Annotated in this window: 18 protein-coding genes, 1 tRNA gene, 1 pseudogene and 1 riboswitch; of the genes and pseudogenes, 18 read left to right on the plus strand and 2 right to left on the minus strand. The window is 68.9% G+C overall.

The window, feature by feature from the left end:
* The first annotated feature begins 12 nt into the window (after positions 1 to 12).
* The 8 genes and pseudogenes from RR3_RS09510 to RR3_RS09540 all read left to right on the plus strand — a co-directional run bounded on the left by RR3_RS09510 (position 13) and on the right by RR3_RS09540 (position 7,849).
* Positions 13 to 1,044 (plus strand): pseudouridine synthase, encoded by a 1,032-nt coding sequence (locus RR3_RS09510; protein WP_174557564.1) that lies wholly within the window; start codon positions 13 to 15, stop codon positions 1,042 to 1,044.
* Between the two features lie 17 nt (positions 1,045 to 1,061).
* The gene (gene cmk, locus RR3_RS09515; RefSeq protein ID WP_043805938.1) at positions 1,062 to 1,724 is read left to right on the plus strand and encodes a (d)CMP kinase; all 663 of its coding nucleotides are present in this window, start codon (positions 1,062 to 1,064) and stop codon (positions 1,722 to 1,724) included.
* Positions 1,721 to 3,142 carry a ribosome biogenesis GTPase Der gene (der, locus tag RR3_RS09520; protein ID WP_017682154.1) on the plus strand — a complete coding sequence of 474 codons (1,422 nt, stop codon included), beginning with the start codon at positions 1,721 to 1,723 and terminating at the stop codon, positions 3,140 to 3,142. The genes cmk and der overlap by 4 nt, the downstream gene beginning before the upstream one ends.
* A gap of 83 nt (positions 3,143 to 3,225) precedes the next feature.
* A tRNA-Pro gene (locus RR3_RS09525) sits at positions 3,226 to 3,299 on the plus strand.
* Positions 3,300 to 3,668: 369 nt separating this feature from the next.
* Positions 3,669 to 3,974, plus strand: coding sequence for a nucleotidyltransferase family protein (locus tag RR3_RS09530; RefSeq protein WP_225222424.1), 306 nt, complete (start codon positions 3,669 to 3,671; stop codon positions 3,972 to 3,974).
* Positions 3,964 to 4,125 (plus strand): annotated as a pseudogene (locus tag RR3_RS25320) (HepT-like ribonuclease domain-containing protein); the annotation flags it as partial. The gene RR3_RS09530 and the pseudogene RR3_RS25320, both read left to right, overlap by 11 nt.
* 636 nt (positions 4,126 to 4,761) lie before the next feature.
* A complete protein-coding gene (gene adhE, locus RR3_RS09535) occupies positions 4,762 to 7,422 on the plus strand; it encodes a bifunctional acetaldehyde-CoA/alcohol dehydrogenase (protein ID WP_010596534.1) in 2,661 nt (886 codons plus the stop codon).
* Positions 7,412 to 7,849, plus strand: a complete 438-nt coding sequence (locus RR3_RS09540; protein ID WP_010596533.1) for an SRPBCC family protein — start codon at positions 7,412 to 7,414, stop codon at positions 7,847 to 7,849. The genes adhE and RR3_RS09540 overlap by 11 nt, the downstream gene beginning before the upstream one ends.
* 577 nt (positions 7,850 to 8,426) lie before the next feature.
* Here the strand turns inward: RR3_RS09540 and RR3_RS09545 are convergent.
* Positions 8,427 to 9,395, minus strand: a complete 969-nt coding sequence (locus tag RR3_RS09545; protein WP_010596532.1) for a vWA domain-containing protein — start codon at positions 9,393 to 9,395, stop codon at positions 8,427 to 8,429.
* A 24-nt stretch (positions 9,396 to 9,419) separates the two neighbouring features.
* Positions 9,420 to 10,358, minus strand: a complete 939-nt coding sequence (locus RR3_RS09550) for an AAA family ATPase (protein ID WP_064066751.1) — start codon at positions 10,356 to 10,358, stop codon at positions 9,420 to 9,422.
* A gap of 130 nt (positions 10,359 to 10,488) precedes the next feature.
* On the opposite strand from RR3_RS09550, the gene RR3_RS09555 reads away from it, so the two are divergent.
* The 10 genes from RR3_RS09555 to RR3_RS09600 all read left to right on the plus strand — a co-directional run bounded on the left by RR3_RS09555 (position 10,489) and on the right by RR3_RS09600 (position 17,058).
* Complete coding sequence (locus RR3_RS09555; protein ID WP_010596530.1) at positions 10,489 to 11,106, plus strand: NUDIX hydrolase; 618 nt, start codon at positions 10,489 to 10,491, stop codon at positions 11,104 to 11,106.
* A 74-nt stretch (positions 11,107 to 11,180) separates the two neighbouring features.
* The gene (locus RR3_RS09560) at positions 11,181 to 11,798 is read left to right on the plus strand and encodes a CDP-alcohol phosphatidyltransferase family protein (protein WP_026137989.1); all 618 of its coding nucleotides are present in this window, start codon (positions 11,181 to 11,183) and stop codon (positions 11,796 to 11,798) included.
* Positions 11,795 to 12,661, plus strand: a complete 867-nt coding sequence (locus tag RR3_RS09565) for a DUF881 domain-containing protein (RefSeq protein WP_064066750.1) — start codon at positions 11,795 to 11,797, stop codon at positions 12,659 to 12,661. Before RR3_RS09560 ends, RR3_RS09565 begins: the two co-directional genes overlap by 4 nt.
* 5 nt (positions 12,662 to 12,666) lie before the next feature.
* Positions 12,667 to 13,023: a small basic family protein gene (locus tag RR3_RS09570; RefSeq protein ID WP_003937277.1), complete on the plus strand. Its 357-nt coding sequence runs from the start codon at positions 12,667 to 12,669 to the stop codon at positions 13,021 to 13,023.
* Positions 13,024 to 13,027: 4 nt separating this feature from the next.
* Positions 13,028 to 13,768: a DUF881 domain-containing protein gene (locus tag RR3_RS09575; RefSeq protein WP_010596527.1), complete on the plus strand. Its 741-nt coding sequence runs from the start codon at positions 13,028 to 13,030 to the stop codon at positions 13,766 to 13,768.
* A gap of 43 nt (positions 13,769 to 13,811) precedes the next feature.
* Positions 13,812 to 14,216 carry a glycine cleavage system protein GcvH gene (gene gcvH / locus RR3_RS09580; RefSeq protein ID WP_010596526.1) on the plus strand — a complete coding sequence of 135 codons (405 nt, stop codon included), beginning with the start codon at positions 13,812 to 13,814 and terminating at the stop codon, positions 14,214 to 14,216.
* Positions 14,217 to 14,390: 174 nt separating this feature from the next.
* Complete coding sequence (garA, locus tag RR3_RS09585) at positions 14,391 to 14,858, plus strand: glycogen accumulation regulator GarA (protein WP_003937274.1); 468 nt, start codon at positions 14,391 to 14,393, stop codon at positions 14,856 to 14,858.
* Positions 14,858 to 15,595, plus strand: a complete 738-nt coding sequence (gene ftsR, locus RR3_RS09590; protein ID WP_026137991.1) for a transcriptional regulator FtsR — start codon at positions 14,858 to 14,860, stop codon at positions 15,593 to 15,595. The genes garA and ftsR overlap by 1 nt, the downstream gene beginning before the upstream one ends.
* Positions 15,596 to 15,699: 104 nt before the next feature.
* Entirely contained in the window at positions 15,700 to 16,173 is a 474-nt protein-coding gene (locus RR3_RS09595; RefSeq protein ID WP_010596524.1) for a bifunctional nuclease family protein, read from the plus strand.
* 258 nt (positions 16,174 to 16,431) lie between these two features.
* Positions 16,432 to 17,058, plus strand: a complete 627-nt coding sequence (locus RR3_RS09600) for a MerR family transcriptional regulator (RefSeq protein ID WP_003937271.1) — start codon at positions 16,432 to 16,434, stop codon at positions 17,056 to 17,058.
* Between the two features lie 72 nt (positions 17,059 to 17,130).
* Positions 17,131 to 17,225: riboswitch (glycine riboswitch) on the plus strand.
* Positions 17,226 to 17,270 lie beyond the last annotated feature (45 nt).

Consider the following 17,270-nt stretch of genomic DNA (forward strand, 5'->3'; position numbering starts at 1 on the left):
GACAGGAAAAAAGTGCACAAGCCCGCTCGCCGTGATGGCACACCGGACCGCAGAAAGACCAACTCCCGCGCAGGGAACCCACCCCGCGAACGCCGGGGCGAACCCGCCGCCCGCGCGGCCACATCGAAGCCCGCCGCCGGCGCGGCCACACCGAAGAAGGCACACCGCAAGGGCGACACCCCGCTCAACAAGCGCGGCCGTCCCGCCGCCCCCAAGCCCCAGGCCCAGCGCCCCGCGGCCCTGCCCAAGATCAGCAACGCCAGACCCGCCCGGCACCAGCACGCTGCCGAACGCCCGCAACTGCCCGCCGGCGAAGGCGTGCGCCTGCAGAAGGTCCTCGCCCAGGCCGGAGTCGCGTCCCGCCGGGCCGCCGAAGAACTCATCGCCGCCGGCCGCGTCGAGGTCGACGGCGCCATCGTCACCGAGCAGGGCCTGCGCGTGGACCCCGAGAACGCCGTGATCCGCGTCGACGGCATCCGCGTCGTCGTCGACAAGGACCTCGTCCACCTCGTGCTCAACAAGCCCCGCGGCTGGCAGTCCACCATGTCCGACGACCTCGGCCGCCCCTGCGTCGGCGACATCGTCTCCGAACGCGTCGCCGCCGGCCAGCGCCTCTTCCACGTCGGCCGGCTCGACGCCGACACCGAAGGACTGCTGCTGCTCACCAACGACGGTGAACTCGCCCACCGGCTCATGCACCCCTCCTACGAGGTGACCAAGACCTACCTCGCCACGGTCAAGGGCGTCCTTCCGCGCGGCATCGGCAAGCAGCTGCGCGCCGGCGTCGAACTCGACGACGGCCCCGCCAAGGTCGACTCCTTCGCGCTCCTCCAGGTCAACGAGGGCCAATCCCTGGTCCGCCTCGAACTGCACGAAGGCCGCAAGCACATCGTGCGCCGGTTGCTCGACGCCGTCGGCCACCCCGTGATCCGCCTCGTGCGCACCGACATCGGCCCCGTCGCGCTCGGCGACCAGCGACCCGGCACCCTGCGGGTGCTCGGCCGCAAGGAAGTCGGCAGCCTCTACCAGGCGGTGGGCCTGTGAGCTCGCTCGTCGTCGCCATGGACGGTCCCTCGGGCACCGGCAAGTCCACCGTCTCCAAGCGACTCGCCCAGCTCCTCGGCGCGGCCTACCTGGACACCGGCGCCATGTACCGCGTCGCGACCCTGCACGTGCTGCGTGCCGGGGCGGACCTGTCCGATCCGGCCGCCATCGCCGCCGCCACCGCGTCCCTGCCCTGGTCGATCGGGACCGACCCGGAGGCCGAGGACATCCGGCTCGCCGGGGAGGACGTCCGCGAGATCATCCGCGGCGCGGAGGTCACCGGCGCGGTCTCGGCCGTGTCCGCCGTCCCCGCCGTCCGCCGGACCCTCGTCGTAGCGCAGCAGCGTCTCGGCCGCGACGCGGGGCACATCGTCGTCGAGGGCCGCGACATCGGCACCGTCGTCTTTCCCGACGCGGATGTGAAGATCTACCTCACCGCCTCCGCCGAGGCGCGGGCACAGCGGCGCAACCAGCAGAACATCGCCGAAGGCCGCGGCGACAACTACGAGGCGGTGCTCGCCGCGGTGCAGCGCCGCGACCACCTCGACTCCACCCGCGCGGTGTCCCCGCTGCGCGCGGCGGACGACGCGATCGTCGTCGACACGAGCGAGATGGACATCGACGAAGTGATCGCCGCGCTCGCCGCCGTGGTCGCCGAACAGACGGGAGCGACCCTGTGAGCGAGGACGTGACGGAATTCACCGGCGACGGTACCTGGTCGGAGGAATCGGACTGGGACCTCGAGCTCGCCGGGGCCGCCGAACTCGAAGAGTTCGTGCCCGTGCCGACGGTCGCCGTGGTCGGACGCCCCAACGTCGGCAAGTCCACCCTGGTCAACCGCATCATCGGCCGCCGCGAAGCGGTCGTCGAGGACGTGCCGGGCGTGACCCGCGACCGCGTCTCGTACGAGGCCACCTGGAACGGCCGCCGATTCATGGTGCAGGACACCGGGGGATGGGAACCCGACGCCAAGGGCCTGCAACAATCCGTCGCGCGACAGGCAGAGATCGCGATGCGCACGGCCGACGCGATCCTGATCGTCGTCGACGCCACCGTCGGGGCCACCGCCGTCGACGAGGCCGTGGCCAAGGTGCTGCGCCGGTCCAAGACGCCGGTGCTGCTCGTCGCGAACAAGGTCGACGACGACCGCGTCGAGTCGGAGGCGGCGGCACTGTGGTCGCTGGGCCTGGGGCAGCCGTACTCGGTCTCGGCCACCCACGGTCGCGGCACCGGCGACCTGCTCGACGAACTACTCGCGGTGCTGCCGCGCACCCCGCGTGAAGGCACCGGGGGACAGGGGCCACGTCGCGTCGCTCTGGTCGGCAAACCGAACGTCGGCAAGTCCAGCCTGCTCAACAAGCTGGCCGGCGACGAACGATCCGTGGTCCACAACGTCGCAGGCACGACGGTCGACCCGGTGGACTCCCTCGTCGAACTCGGCGGCAAGACCTGGCGGTTCGTGGACACCGCCGGTCTGCGCAAACGCGTCAACACCGCCTCCGGCGCCGAGTTCTACGCCTCGTTGCGCACCCGCGGCGCCATCGAGGCCGCCGAGGTCGCGGTGTTGCTGATCGACGCCTCCGAACCCATCACCGAGCAGGATCAGCGGGTGATCTCGATGGTCGCCGACGCCGGCCGCGCCCTCGTCATCGCATTCAACAAGTGGGACCTCGTGGACGAGGACCGACGTTACGAGCTGAGCCGGGAAATCGAACGCGACCTGCTGCGCGTGCCGTGGGCGGCGCGCGTGAACATCTCCGCGAAGACCGGCCGCGCCGTGCAGAAGCTCGTGCCGGCCATGGAGACCGCCCTCGAGTCCTGGGACAAGCGCATCTCCACCGGCCGTCTCAACACCTGGCTCAAGGAGGTCATCGCCGCTACTCCGCCGCCCATGCGCGGCGGCCGCCTGCCCCGGGTATTGTTCGCCACCCAGGCCGGCACCCGACCGCCGACCTTCGTGCTGTTCACCACCGGCTTCCTCGAAGCCGGCTACCGCCGCTTCCTCGAACGGCGGCTGCGCGAGGAGTTCGGCTTCGAGGGCAGCCCGGTGCGGATCTCGGTGCGCGTGCGCGAGAAGCGGGACCGCCGGAGCAAGTAGCGTCCGCAAGTGCCGTGACCAGGCGATTGGTGAATCGGTCCGTCCCTGTTGTAATCTCAACGAGCGCTCGACGAGAGCGCGGACGGGCTGTGGCGCAGCTTGGTAGCGCACTTGACTGGGGGTCAAGTGGTCGCAGGTTCAAATCCTGTCAGCCCGACTTTCTGGGGCCTGACCTGTTCATACAGGTCAGGCCCCTTTTTCGTCCCCACCGCGGCTCCGTCGAACGACTGCAAGGTTGGGACGCTGGGGACCAGAAGGCGGCGCTGCCGCGCCGTCCTCGGGCCGTCCCAACGCGAGGGGAGTGGTACCAAGTGGCTCCCGCCCCCTGGACCCCTGGACACGGATCAACCTCGACGGCCAGCCGTTCTGTCTCACGCAGCCTCGGCGGCCGTCGAGGTCGCTCCGGAACGATTTGGCGTGCCCCTCGAGAGCGTCAGCCCCCCGTCCCGCGGGCAGAATTGTCGGGTGCCGATGCATGACGTGCCAGACTGGTGCAAGTCGACTCCGGGAGGGGAAGGAGAGCGTCATGGCTGGGCCTCTCGTGCTTGATCGCGCGGCGATCGCCGAGACCTGCGAGCGGTACGGCGTGAAGCGGCTGGTCATCTTCGGCTCGGCCGTCACCGAACGTTTCAACGAGTCGACCAGTGATGTCGACTTCCTCGTCGAGTTCCGCGACGACGTCGCGAACCGCTTCGACGCCTACTTCGGTCTCAAGGAGTCTCTGGAAGCCCTGCTCGACCACCCGGTCGATCTTGTCTCTCCCGTTGCCCTGGAGAATCCCTACTTCGCTGCGTCGGTCGAGGAGAACGGGCACGAGGTCTATGCGGCCTGAGGCGCCGGGGCTGCTATGGGACGCCCGTAAGGCCGCTCGGCTGATCGCCCAGTTCGTCGCGGACCGGACATGGCACGAGTACGAGAGCGACGCGATGCTCCGCTCAGCAGTTGAGCGACAGTTCGAGATCATCGGCGAGGCGCTCAACAGGCTCAGCCGTCTCGACCCGGACACCGCCACCCTGATCCCGGACCTGCCGCGGATCGTCGCCTTCCGGAACTGCTCATCCACGGGTACGCCGTCATTGACAACGAGCTCGTCTGGGAGGTCGCAACGACGCGCGTCAGGGACCTGGCCGCGCTACTTGGACGGCTCCTCGGCGAAGACGAAACCGCATAGCGACGGGGAGGCGGAGCCAGCGGCCGAGGCGCTGTGCCACCGGGGACCCGGCGGGGACCAACGCCACGTTCGACCACTCGATTTCACGCCTGAACGACCGACAGCGACAGACAAGGGCAGACGACTACAGACAGTCGGTTCACGCTCAGGTCCTCGAGCCCCGGCTGGGGGTCAAGTGGTCGCAGGTTCAAATCCTGTCAGCCCGCCCGACGAACGAGGCGGTCCCGGATTTCCCGGGGCCGCCTCGTTCGCGTCTGCACATCCCTTCCGGCACACCGCGCCGTTCCACCCGGGCAACATTCGTTCCCCGGCGGCGGGACAGGTCCGCGAATGGCCCACGGTCAGGGTCCAAAGACCGCAGTCAACCCCCTGCGCCGCGAGTACTGTCGCGAACAGAAGCCGCGGCCACACCGAGGCACGACGGGCATCTCCAGTACGAGGAGACAACATGACCGAAACCCGGATCGGAACCGGATCCCAGGCCGTCAACAGCTCCGGCGACGCAGCCACAGCGCAGACCACCCCCGCCGTCGATGCCGGCCCGGTCCGGCACGAGCAGGTCGACGCGGTCGTCGACACGGCAACCGCGGCAGCGGCCCAGTTCCGCATACTCGACCAGCAGCAGGTCGATGCGATCGTCGAAGCCATGGTGCGGGCCGGCATCCGGGCGGCCGCGGAACTCGCATCGGTGGCGATCGAGGAGACCGGGTTCGGTGTCTTCGAGGACAAGGTAGTCAAGAACTACGTGGCCACCGAGTTTCTCTACGACTACCTCAAGGACAAGAAGTCCGTCGGAGTCATCGAGGAGAATGTCGAACACAGCATCGTCCGTATCGCCGAACCCATCGGCGTCGTCCTGGCCATCACCCCGGTCACCAACCCCACCTCCACCGTGCTGTACAAGGCGATCGTCGCCGCGAAGACCCGCAATGCCGTCATCTTCCGACCGTCGCCGTTCGCCGTGCGGTCGTGCGAACGCACGGTGGAGATCCTGCGCGCGGCGGCTGAAGCCGCCGGCATGCCTCCCGGCGCGCTCCAGGTCATCCCCGACGCCGCTCACGAAGTCACCCATTACCTGTTCAAGCATCCGAAGGTCGACTTCATCTGGGTCACCGGCGGGCAGAAGATCGTCGCTCTCGCCAACGCCGCCGGCAAGCCCGCCCTCGGTGTGGGTCCAGGCAACGCTCCCATCTACCTGCACCGCACGGCCGACATCAGGGGCGCCGTCGTCGACATCCTCATCTCGAAGACCTTCGACGCCTCCGTGATCTGCCCCGCCGAACAGACCTGCATCATCGACGACGAGATCTACGACGCCACCGTCGCGGAGTTCGAGCGGATGGGGGCGCACCTGCTCACGGACGAACAAGCGGAGGCGATCGCCGAGTTCGCGTTCGGCTGCGGCGACAAGGTCAACCTCGCCGCGCTCGGCCAGCAGGCTCCCGAACTCGCCGCCCGGGCGGGTTTCACGGTGGATCCCGCGGTCAAGGTGCTGCTCGCGCCGCTGCCGTCCGACCTGGACCGGCTCGCGGCGCACCCCCTGGTGCAGGAGAAGCTGATGCCGGTCCTCGGCCTCGTGCGCGCCCGCGACGTCCAGCACGGCATCGACGCCGCCGTCCTCGTCACCGAACACGGCGGTCTCGGCCACACTTCCGCCATCTACGCCACCGACCCGGCCGTGATCGACGCCTACGGCCTGGCCGTGCGGACCGGCAGGATCCTCGTCAACGCCCCGACCGCGGTAGGGGCCCTCGGCGGGATCTACAACAACCTCACGCCCACGTTCTCGCTGGGCTGCGGCACGTGGGGCGGGTCGAGCACCACCGAGAACGTCAACTACCAGCAACTGCTCAATATCAAGACCGTCGCGCACCGCCGCACCCCGCCGCAGTGGTTCCGCGTACCGTCGAACACCTTCTTCAACGCAGGGGCCCTCGAGAACCTCCGGGAAGTGCCCTGCACCAGCGTCGTGGTCGTCACCGACGCGCTCAGTGAACAGCGGGGAGTGGTCGACGAACTGCGCGCCCACCTGCGCGCCGAACACGTCAAGGTGTTCAGCGAGGTCGAGCCGGAACCGGACGAGGCCACCATCCGCCGCGGAGTCACCCTGCTGGAAGGAAATCCGCCGGACCTGCTCGTCGCCATCGGCGGTGGGTCGGTGATCGACGCGGCCAAGGCCATCCGGCTGTTCTACGAACACCCGGAGAAGGACCTCGCCGAGCTGAGCCTGCCGTTCCTCGACCCGCGCAAGCGCATGGCGGACTACCCCCAGGATCCGCACAAGCTGCGGCTGGTGGCAATCCCCACCACCGCCGGCACCGGTTCGGAGGTCTCACCGGCGGCCGTCCTCACCGTCGCCGGCCGCAAGGAGACCCTGGTCGACTACTCCCTGGTTCCGGACATGGCGATCGTGGACCCGATGCTCACCCTCTCGATGCCACGCACATTGACGGTCGACACCGGAATCGACGCCCTCACCCACGCGCTGGAGGCGGTGGCCTCCATCTTCGCCTCGCCCTACACCGACGCGTTCTGTGTCCAGGCCGCGCGCTTGATCTTCGAGGCGCTGCCGCGGGTGTACGACGATCCGGACGATCTGGCCGCGCGCACCGACATGTCCAATGCCGCCACCCTTGCCGGTCTCGCATTCTCGAACGCGTTCGTCGGCACGAACCACGCGCTCGCACACTCCGTCGGCGCCAGGTTCGGGATCGCCCACGGCCGGGTGAACGGCGTGTTCCTACCCCACACCCTTCGCTACAACGCCGGCCTGCCGACCAAGTTCATGCCGGCCCCCGGCTATTCCGCGTACGTCGCGCCGGAGAAGTACGCCCAGCTCGGACGGATCGTGTTCGGTGGGCACGATCCCGAGGAGAGCCGCCGCCGGCTGTTCCAGGGCGTCGAGGACCTGCTCCGTCGCATGCAGGTGCCGCGCACGCTGAAGGAGATCGGCGTCCCCGAGGAGGAGTTCGTCACGGCGCTGCCGGAGCTGGCGATGAACGCGTTCCAGGATCTGAGCAATCGTACGAACCCCCGGATGCCGCTCATCAGCGAGATCACCGAACTCCTGCGCCTCGGCTACTACGGGGACGGCGAGCATGCCCACTGACAGCGCCACCAAGACGATTCAGGTCGACGCACCCCTGGAGACCGTGCTCACGACCATCCGTGACATCGAGAGCCAGACCGAGTGGATTCCCGAGATCCTCGAGGCCGAGGTGCTCGAGGCCGAGGAAGGGACCGGACTTCCGCACACCGCCCGGTTCAAGGCGTCGGCCACCGTCGGCACCGACAGCTACACCCTCACCTACCGGCACCGCGACGACGGCATGAGCTGGACGATGCTCCAGGGACGCCTGCAGACCGGACAGGAGGGCCGTTACCACCTCGTCGCGGTCGGTCCCGACCGAACCTCGGTGACGTACGAACTGACGATCCATCACAACCTGCCGCTGCCCGGCTTCCTACGGAACCGAGTGATCAAGGGCCTGGTCGACAGTACCCTCACCGGACTGAAGAAGCGCGTGGAGAGCTGAACGGGGAAAGGGGAGGGCAGCAGTGCCCGCAGACGCGTCCCGCCGGCCGCGTAGGGTGCCATCCGGATCCGCTCCCGGCGCCTTCCACGAGCCCGCGGTCGGTCACCGACGGCCCCCTCCGGGGACGCTCGCGGCCTAGAAGCCCTGCACGCCGCGCCCTGCACGCCGCGTCTGCCGAGAACGGATCCCGGGCCCTATCCGGTCGTCCCGGCGGTAGCCGGACCGTGGCACGTCCTGGGACATCTGCCGGGAGTTGTAGCTGCCGACGAGACGTCCGGCATGGGCGGATGCCGATGCGGGGGAGGGCCGGGTAGGTCACGCCGCGCAAAGCCGGGCGGTGCATGGCGAGTCGTCTCGTGGAGGCACGTTCTCCCGTCCGTTCCTGCAGAACCCGGACCGTCGGGATCAGCAAGGACCCACCGTCCCATTTCGGATCTCACGGAACTCTAGTGTTTTCAGGAACAAACCGGGGTCGGCGACATGTACAGAATCCGACGCGGACGGAATCGTATAAATCACCGAATTCCCCAGCTACGTAGCACTCCAATCACGAGCAAGACACGCACGGACCGGCCTGTCAGGCGCCGAATGCACGCGAGATCGCTGCAGCGACATCCCGGTGTCCACGGATGGGCAGGGCGAATCCCCTCCCGGACCGAGCGAGGTCGCGGGCGGTGAGCAAATCGTGTTCACCGGAGATGTCGGCGAGCACGTCGAGCCGGGGGAGCCGGCCGGCCGCGGTCCTCGGATCGGGCCCGGCATTGTGCACGCAATCCGACAGAAGCAGTACCCGTCCCTCGTCCGCAGGTACGTCCCGCAGCTGACCCCCCGCCACGTCGAGCGCGAAGCCGACGTTGGTCAGACCCTTGCTCGGGATCCGGAGCAGCAGGTCCACGAGCGCGGCAGGGGAGACCGGCTCCCCTAGGGCACTGAGAACGGCGGCTTCGGACCAGAAGGCCACCACGGCCAGATCGTCGTGTCCGAGTTCGCCGGCCACGGCACCGACCGCGGCCGCGGCGGTGCGGATGCGCTCGCCGCGCATGGAACCGGAGATGTCGACGACCAGCACCACTTTCCGGCGATCGCGGATCCGATCCCGCATCACCAGATCCGTGGACCGTGCGAACGGGTCCTCGGCAAGTATCTCGACGGTGCGGTCCAGGTCGAGTTCCTCGGCACCGTCCTGATACGGCAGCGTCCGGAGCCTGCCGAGGCCCCTCCGCGGCGCACGACGATGTCGTGGGCGCGGCACGGACAGCCGCGCAGCAATCTCGCGTGCCCGGCGTCGGACCTCGGCGTCCGCGACCGGACCGGAGGCATCGAGATCGGCCAGCGGCAATACCTCGGCCGGCTCGTCGGTCTGCCCGGGTCCCGCGCCGACTCCCGATCCGGGGGTACGTCCGGCTCGATGCGGGCCACCCACCATCACCAGACCCTGGTCGCCACCGCGGTGCTCGTACAGGGCCGGGTCGACCGACAGCTGCTTCGGTCTGCGCCGGAACGGCTTTCCCCGGCCGGTGGAGTGGCGCTGAGCACGATGGTGCACGGGGCCCTCGGCGGGGACGGACCTTCAACCGGGGGCGGCGGCAGCAGGACGGAGAAGGAAGTGGTCCTGCCAGATCTCCCGCAGGACCGCTTCGGGCGTGGTTTCGTAGACCTCGTCGACCGCGATCCGTCCGGACAGCGCCACCAGCAGCGCGTCGAGCACAGCGCCGGTGTACTCCACCGGAAGATCCCGCGGTGGATCGGTCGAGTCCGGCAGATCGTCTGCAACCCCCCGCATGTCGAACAGTTGCATGGCGACCAGGGTCAGGTCGATCGCGCCGCGGACGCTGGACCCACCCCGCAGATCGGGGTGCTCTCGCGTGGCACGGGTGAGCGCTACCGCGTCGGCGACGAGCCGTGCCGACCCACATCCGGTTCGCCGGACGACGATCTCGTGTTCGGCCTGCGTGTCCTGATAACCCACCGACAGTCGGCAGAACCGGTCGTGCACGCTCATCGACAGTCGGACGGTGCCGATGTTGTCGAACGGGTTCATCGAGGCCACCACGCGGAACGCCGGATCGGCGACCACCGTGCCCACCCGCGGCACCGTGATCCGCCGTTCCGCCATCGCGGTCAGCAGGCTGTTGAGTGTGTCCTCGGGCGATCGGTTGAACTCCTCGAGGTAGAGCACTCCACCGTCGCGCATCGCCGCCACCAGCGGTCCGGGCACGAAGTTGTCCTCGTGGTAGCCCTCGGACAGCACCCGTGCCGGATCGTGATAGCCGACCAGGCGCGCCGGCGTCAGGTCGGCGTTCCCCTCGACGAACATCAGCGGACTGCCGAGCTCGGCGGTGATGGCCCCGAGCAGGGTGGACTTGCTGGTCCCCGGCGGACCCTCGAGGAGCACGTCGCGGCCTGCCCCGATCGCGGCGAGCAGAAGATCGGTCTCCCGGACGCGGCCCACCACCCGCTCCGCGACTCCCCGCCGGACCTCTGCCATCGATCGGATGGTGCGCTGCATGCTCACGTCCTCGTGTACCCCTGGATCTGTTCGTTTCGTCGAACAACTATGCATCGGCCGGGCACGCCGAACGGACCGTTTCGGGGATCCATGCGCAGAATCGCAGTTCCTACCGCCTAGTGTCGGTGCCATGACCGTCCAGAATCCCCTGGACCCGAGCGAGGTCGGGTCGGCACTCTCCGCGTTCGAACCCCGTTTCCTGCCCCTGGACGGCCGGCGTCACGCCGCGGTGGTCGTCGCCGTGCTCGACGACGGGCACGGCAACCCGGTCGTGCCGCTCACTCGCCGCCCCACGCGCCTGCGATCTCATCCCGGTCAGTTCGCATTGCCGGGCGGACGCCTCGACGACGGGGAGACCCCCGACGTGGCCGCGCTGCGCGAACTGCACGAGGAACTCGGACTGCGCGCCGATCCCGGCGGCATTCTCGGCCGTCTGGACGACTACATCACCCGCTCGGGCTACGTCATCTCGCCCTACGTCGTGTGGGTGGATGCGGCGATCGGCGATCTCGTCCCCAACCCGGACGAGGTTGCCGCCCTCTATGCCGTCACCGAGTCCGAACTCGACAGCGAGCCCCGGTTCGTCACCATCCCGGAGTCGGACAAGCCGGTGATCCAGTGGCCGTTCCGGGGTCATCTCGTCCACGCACCGACCGCGGCGGTGATGTACCAGTTCCGTGAAGTCGTGCTCCACCGCCGAAGCACCCGCATCGACGACCTGGAACAGCCCGTGTTCGCGTGGAGGTGAGCGGTCGCACGGGCAGCGGCGGCGTGGGGTGTGCAAGGCTGTCGGGACCGACTCCCCGAACGACAGGACGGATGATGAACGACGCGACGACGACCGGTGCGCCGGCTCGATCCGACCGCATCGTCACCGTCCCCAACGTGCTGAGTGTCGTCCGCCTGGCTGGAATCCCGATCTTCCTCTATCTGGTCCTCGTCCGGCATGCCGACGGGTGGGCGCTCGCGGTTCTGATGCTCAGCGGGATCACCGACTGGGCCGACGGCAAACTCGCACGGCTGCTCGATCAGGCGTCGCGACTCGGGGCGGTGCTCGATCCGCTCGTCGACCGCCTCTACATCGTCACGACTCTTCTCGCGCTGGTGGCCCGGGGCATCGTGCCGTGGTGGATCGCCGTTCTTCTGATCGGCCGGGAGATGGTGCTCGCCCCGACCCTGGCCGTCTATCGACGCCGCGGTCTGCCGCCACCGGAGGTGCTGTACCTGGGCAAGGGCGCCACGTTCCTGCTCATGTTCGCGTTGCCGCTCCTCTTGGCCGCGCAGGCGCTTCCCGCCGCCGGCGACGTCCTCGAACCCGCGGGGTGGGCCGCCCTCCTCTGGGGCACTGCCCTCTACGTGTGGACGGGCGCGCTCTACCTGCTGCAGGCGGTGCAGACGGCTCGAGCGGTGCCCGTGTCCGGAGGGCCTGCCACCGGATGAACCGCAACTGGGAGCAGATCCGGCGCAACCCCGTCCCGTCGCTGCTGAAAGCGCTGCTCGAGGACCATCTCGATCCCGGGTACGCCGGCGCGGCGCGCGACCGCGCCGCCGGCCACTCCCGCCCGACCCGGACCGGCATCGGGGTGTGGCTCGTCCTCGGTGGTCTGCTTGCCGGCCTCGTCCTCGGCGTGGCATACGCCCAGAACATCGAGCGCGAATCCGGGACGGAGCAGGCGCGCGACGACATCCTCGCCACCGTCCGCGCGACCGAGGACCGCAACGACGCACTCGCGGCCTCCCGCGACGACTTGTCGACCGAGGTGGAACAGCGCCGCATCGCGGTGCTCGCCGACGACGAGCAAGGGAGGGCGGTGCTCGACCGGCTCGCCCGCGCAGAGGACGACGCGGCGTCGACGCCCGTGCACGGGCCGGGAATCACGGTCACCCTCGCCGATCCGGCGTCGCGTCCCGACCTGACGGACTCGGCGGAGAAGGTCCGCGCCCGCAGCGCCTCGGTGATTCTCGACCGCGACCTGCAGTCGGTCGTCAACGCGCTCTGGCGCAGTGGCGCCGAGGCCGTCGCGATCAACGGGGTCCGGATCGGTCCGGGTGTCACCGTCCGTCAGGCCGGTGGAGCGATGCTCGTGGACAACAGGCCGGTCTTCTCGCCCTACACGGTCTCCGCCGTCGGGTCTCCTGCCGAGTTGCAGACCGGGTTCGTGGTCAGCGATGCCTACCTGCGCATGGCGGGGGTGCAGCAACTCTACGAGGTAGGTTTCACCATCGCGGACGCGGCAGACCTGGCGCTGCCGGCCGCCACGGTGCGCGATGTCGCAGCGGCACGGGAAACGGGAGAGCGGTGAGGACTGTGGTGACCAAACGCGGATATGCCCTCTACGCGGTGCTGGCCCTCGGTGTGGGCATCGTGGTGGGCGTGATCGTCAGTCCCCAGGTTCCGGACGTGGTCCAGCCCTACCTGCCCATCGCGGTCGTCGCGGCGCTCGACGCGGTCTTCGGCGGCCTGCGCGCCTACCTGGACGAGATCTTCGACGCCAAGGTGTTCGTCGTCTCCTTCGTCTTCAACGTGCTGGTCGCCGCACTGATCGTCTGGCTCGGTGACCAACTCGGGGTGGGCACCCAACTCTCCACGGCGATCGTCGTGGTTCTCGGTATCCGGATCTTCGGGAACGCATCCGCACTGCGCCGCAGGCTGTTCGGGGCGTAGCGGGATGGGCGAGGGCAAGCACGAACGACACGACACGGCCGAGACCGGCACAGCGCGCCGATCGCGGATCGTCTTCTCCGCCCTGGCGGCGCTGCTCATGGTTCTGCTCGGGGTGGGGATCGCCACCCAGGTCAGGAACACCGGTTCGGGGGATGCGCTCGACTCCGCCCGGCCCGCCGACCTGCTGGTGGTGCTCGACAACCTCAACCGGCGCGAGGCGGAGCTGCGCCAGGAGATCACCACCCTGGAGCAGACGCTGGCCAGTCTGGAACGCAACGGCTCCGAGGCCGCGCTCGCGGAGGCGCAGCAGCGCCTGTCGGCCCTGCAGATCCAGGTCGGCGCCGCCCCGGCCACCGGTCCGGGAGTGATCTTGACCATCGCCGACCCGCGGCGGGGGGTCGGTCCGGAGGTCCTTCTCGACACGATCCAGGAACTGCGCGCCGCGGGAGCGGAAGCGGTGCAGGTCGCCGGAACCGGCGACGCTGCCGTGCGTATCGGCGTGGACTCCTGGGTGGGCGGAACCGCAGGTGCGCTGGTCGTCGACGATCGACCGCTCGCAGCGCCCTACGTCGTCGCCGCGATCGGGGACGCGCCCACACTGGCGGCGGCGCTGAACATCCCCGGCGGTGTGGTCGACACGGTGGCCCGAGCCGGCGGGACGGTGCAGATCGAGCAGTCGCCGCAGGTCGAGGTGCCCGCCTTGCGGGAGATCGAGCCGCGACAATACTCTCAGCCCGGTAATTGAACCCGGCGTTCCACGCGAATGTCGCTGCCCGAAAGGACCTGTCGTGAGTGAGTTCCGAACACCCGCCGATCTGCGTTACACGGCGGAGCACGAGTGGGTTCGCCGAACCGGCGACGTGACCGCACGCCTCGGCATCACCGACTACGCCCAGTCGCAGCTCGGCGACGTCGTCTTCGTGCAGTTGCCCGAGACCGGTGCGGAGCTCACCGCGGGGGAGTCCTTCGGCGAGGTGGAATCGACCAAGAGCGTGTCCGACGTGTTCGCTCCGCTCACGGCGAAAGTCGTTGGGGTGAACTCGGATCTGGACGGCAATCCCGAGCTCGTCAACGGGGATCCGTACGAGGCCGGCTGGCTGGTGGACGTCGAGGTCGGCAGCAAGGACGAGCTCGACGCCGCTCTGGCGGACACGCTCGACGCCGACGGATACCGCGCAATCACGCAGAACTGACCCCGCGTCCGGCCGGGGCCGCGTCTGCCTGCACGAAGGACGTCGTGCAGGGTACGGTCATCGGTAGGCGTGTGCCGGGTCGGGGCGCGGGTCCGTACCGGAAGTGATCGTGGCTGAACGAAACTGCGGCCCCGGGGGAGCGATCCCGAAGGGCCGAACGGATAAGGAGATACGGTGAGCGAGAACGGCAACGCGGGCTACGAGGAAACCCCTGCGGAAACCACTTCGGTGTTTCGTGCCGACTTCCTGAACGAGCTCGATACCACCGGCACGGGCGCGGGAACGACCGAAGCGCCGGTCTCGGGGGTCGAGGGGCTTCCCACAGGATCGGCGCTGCTCGTCGTCAAGCGTGGCCCGAACGCCGGGTCGCGTTTCCTGCTCGATCAGCCGACGACGTCGGCCGGGCGTCACCCGGACAGTGACATCTTCCTCGACGACGTGACGGTGAGCCGTCGGCACGCCGAGTTCCGCCAGGACGAGGGCGAGTTCCAGGTCGTCGATGTGGGAAGCCTGAACGGAACCTACGTCAACCGCGAGCCGGTCGACTCGGCCGTTCTCGCGAACGGCGACGAGGTGCAGATCGGGAAGTTCCGGCTGGTGTTCCTCACCGGCCCGCGGGGTTCGCAGGGCACGGGTAGCTGATGACCGCTGCCCGCCAGCCGTCACCGGGGGGGATGTCGATCGGCTCCGTGCTCGATCGGCTCCGGCCCGAGTTTCCGGACGTGACGATCTCGAAGATCCGTTTCCTCGAATCCGAGGGACTGATCAGTCCGGAACGCACCCCGTCGGGTTATCGCCGTTTCTCGATCGCGGACTGTGAGCGTCTGCGGTACGTACTGACCGCGCAACGGGACCAGTACCTGCCGCTGAAGGTGATCAAGGAACAGCTCGAGGCGATCGACCGCGGTGTCGCGACGGTGGGCTCGGTGGAGGGTCGCCCGAAGCGGCCCCGGACCCTGGCCGTGGCGCCGGGGCAGGTGTCCCCGGAGGATCTGCGCACGGACCGGGAGGTGCGGATCAGCCGGGACGACCTGTGCGGGCGGGCGGGCATCGAGTCGTCCTTCCTGACGGAGCTGATCCGCGCCGGGCTCATCGTGCCCGGCGCGGCCGGCTTCTTCGACGAGGATGCGGTGCTGCTGGCGCGCACCGCCAAGGCCATGTCCGAGTTCGGCCTCGAGGTTCGGCACCTGCGTGCGTTCAAGCTCGCGGCCGACCGGGAGGCGGGCCTGGTGGCGCAGATCGCGGGTCCGGTGGCAAAGGGCCGGGACGTCGGTGCGCGTGCTCGGGCCGAGGAGATGGTACGGGAACTGGCCGCGCTGTCGTTGACGATGCACACATGCCTCGTCAAGGCCGCCGTCCGGGGCGCTCTGGATCGGTGAGCGGCGGGCGTCGACCTCGACGACGGCGCGTTTGGCACTAGAATTCAGGGGGATATCGGCGGACGGTTCGCCACCGTCGCACAGCAGGGATGGGAGGCGGCTCGATGAGCGAGATGCGAGTAGTGGGGATCCGGGTCGAGCAACCGCAGAATCAGCCTGTCCTGCTGCTGCGCGAGGTCGACGGAGATCGGTACCTGCCGATCTGGATCGGCCAGATGGAAGCCACGGCGATCGCACTGGAACAGCAGGGTGTCGAGCCGGTCCGGCCGTTGACGCACGACCTGATCAAGAATCTGGTCGATGCCTTCGGCCGTACCCTCGAAGAGGTCCGGATCGTGGATCTCAAGGAGGGGACGTTCTACGCCGATCTCGTCTTCGACGGCGGTCTGCGCGTGTCGTCCCGCCCCTCCGACGCGGTCGCTGTAGCCTTGCGCATCGGCGCGCCGGTCTTCGTGGAGGAACCGGTGCTGGCGGAAGCGGGCCTCGTCATGCCGGATGAGCGGGAGGACGAGGTCGAGAAGTTCAAGGAGTTTCTCGAATCCGTCTCCCCCGACGACTTCAAGGCGACGGACGGCTGATCGTCGAACGCCGCCGAGGTTCTGTCGCGACTTCCGGCCCTGACGGCCGGGACGCGCGCCGCGAGTGTGACGCGGAACCGGAAGGTCGTCGTCCGGTCGGCGTGTTGCTGCCCAACTTTTCGTACGGGGCGTACGCTGAGTGAATCGCTACGGATCGACTCGGTGGGTCACGCGAGCGCTCGACGACCGGATGGGGGTGGGGATCCGCCCGTCGTTCGTTCCAGGGCACGCCTGTGCACGCGAGAGGGAGTCACAACAGTGGGAGATCGGCCGCAGGGACAGCAGCTCAGCTTCGACGCCGTCGACCGCGATGCCCCGTCACGGGCAGCTCTCGATGCCGACGAGATGCAGCCGGGTCTGTTCCCGGACGATTCGGTGCCTGACGAGCTCGTCGGCTACCGCGTGCCCATCGCCTGTCAGATCGCCGGCATCACCTACCGCCAGCTCGACTACTGGGCGCGGACCAACCTGGTCGTTCCGTCCATCCGGGGCGCGGCCGGCTCGGGCAGCCAACGGCTCTACTCGTTCAAGGACATCCTCGTCCTGAAGATCGTCAAGCGTCTGCTCGACACGGGCATCTCGCTGCAGAACATCAGGGTGGCGGTCGACCACCTCCGCGAACGCGGAGTGCGGGACCTGGCGAAGATCACCCTGTTCTCCGACGGCACGACTGTGTACGAGTGCACCTCCCCGGAAGAGGTGGTCGATTTACTGCAGGGCGGGCAGGGAGTGTTCGGGATCGCGGTGAGCGGTGCCATGCGGGAGCTGACCGGCAGCATCGCCGACTTCCCGGCTGAGCGCGCGGACGGTGGCAACGTGGAACAGCGACCCGAGGACGAACTGGCCTCTCGCCGCCGCGAACGCGTCAATCGGCGGATCGGGTAGACGCTCGTCACAGGAAACGCCCGCGACCTCCGTGTTCCGCGGCCTCCCGGTGCCCTAGAATCGGGGGTACGTCGCCGCCGTGCGGGAGAGTTCCGGACCTGTTCCGGGCGCCGAAGGAGCAGCACCTCCCCGTCAATCTCTCAGGCATCGAGGACCGTACGGGCACCGACGTCTCTGGAAAGCGGTGGGAGCACCCACCCGCCCACGGGGAA

This window comes from Rhodococcus ruber NBRC 15591 (assembly GCF_001894945.1).
Lineage (GTDB): Bacteria > Actinomycetota > Actinomycetes > Mycobacteriales > Mycobacteriaceae > Rhodococcus > Rhodococcus ruber.

What these genes read in the sequence shown, in the direction of transcription:
- ftsR (WP_026137991.1), top strand. Translation starts at nt 14,858, where the DNA reads ATGACCGCTGCCCGCCAGCCGTCACCGGGGGGGATGTCGATCGGCTCC.
- RR3_RS09530 (WP_225222424.1), top strand. Translation starts at nt 3,669, where the DNA reads ATGGCTGGGCCTCTCGTGCTTGATCGCGCGGCGATCGCCGAGACCTGC.
- RR3_RS09575 (WP_010596527.1), top strand. Translation starts at nt 13,028, where the DNA reads ATGGGCGAGGGCAAGCACGAACGACACGACACGGCCGAGACCGGCACA.
- RR3_RS09550 (WP_064066751.1), bottom strand. Translation starts at nt 10,358, where the DNA reads ATGCAGCGCACCATCCGATCGATGGCAGAGGTCCGGCGGGGAGTCGCG.
- cmk (WP_043805938.1), top strand. Translation starts at nt 1,062, where the DNA reads ATGGACGGTCCCTCGGGCACCGGCAAGTCCACCGTCTCCAAGCGACTC.
- adhE (WP_010596534.1), top strand. Translation starts at nt 4,762, where the DNA reads ATGACCGAAACCCGGATCGGAACCGGATCCCAGGCCGTCAACAGCTCC.
- RR3_RS09540 (WP_010596533.1), top strand. Translation starts at nt 7,412, where the DNA reads ATGCCCACTGACAGCGCCACCAAGACGATTCAGGTCGACGCACCCCTG.
- RR3_RS09595 (WP_010596524.1), top strand. Translation starts at nt 15,700, where the DNA reads ATGAGCGAGATGCGAGTAGTGGGGATCCGGGTCGAGCAACCGCAGAAT.
- RR3_RS09565 (WP_064066750.1), top strand. Translation starts at nt 11,795, where the DNA reads ATGAACCGCAACTGGGAGCAGATCCGGCGCAACCCCGTCCCGTCGCTG.
- RR3_RS09560 (WP_026137989.1), top strand. Translation starts at nt 11,181, where the DNA reads ATGAACGACGCGACGACGACCGGTGCGCCGGCTCGATCCGACCGCATC.
- RR3_RS09555 (WP_010596530.1), top strand. Translation starts at nt 10,489, where the DNA reads ATGACCGTCCAGAATCCCCTGGACCCGAGCGAGGTCGGGTCGGCACTC.